Annotated in this window: 1 protein-coding gene; it reads left to right on the top strand. The window is 66.6% G+C overall.

Annotated features, from left to right (window positions below):
• A partial coding sequence (locus tag ACWWFX_RS25395) for an autotransporter outer membrane beta-barrel domain-containing protein (protein ID WP_473225115.1) occupies positions 1 to 650 on the top strand: 650 nt, incomplete at both ends.

Below are 650 nucleotides of genomic sequence, written 5' to 3' on the forward strand. Positions count from 1 at the left end.
CCGGCACAGCCGCCGATTGTGGACCCGACCGGGCCATCAGTACTGCGACCGGAAGCGGGGAGCTACATCAGCAACCTGGCGACGGCCAACAGCTTCTTCACGCACCGTCTGCACGACCGTCTGGGCGAGCCGCAGTACACGGAAGGGCTGCATGACGAGGACAGCTTCGCGGGCAGCCTGTGGATGCGTCACGTCGGCGGGCATGAGCGTTCGCAGGCGGGCGATGGCCAGCTGAAAACGCAGAGCAACCGCTACGTGTTACAGGTGGGCGGCGAAGTGGCGCAGTGGAGCACCAGCGGGCAGGACCGTTTCCACCTGGGCGTGATGGGCGGCTACGCCAACGCGCACAGTAACACCCGCAGCGACCGGGCGGGCTATGACTCTGACGGACGCATCAGCGGCTACAGCGCCGGGGTGTATGGCACGTGGTACCAGAACGAAGCCGACCGCAGCGGGGCGTACGTGGACAGCTGGCTGCTGTACAGCTGGTTCGACAACAGCGTGGAAGCGGATGACCGCGAGCGCGACGACTACCGGTCGAAGGGGCTGACGGCCTCGCTGGAAGCGGGCTATACGCTGAAGGCGGGCGAGTTCAGCGGCAGCGCGGGTACGCTGAACAGCTGGTACGTACAGCCGCAGGCGCAGGTGAC

The organism is Pseudocitrobacter sp. 2023LY-00077, assembly GCF_055796175.1.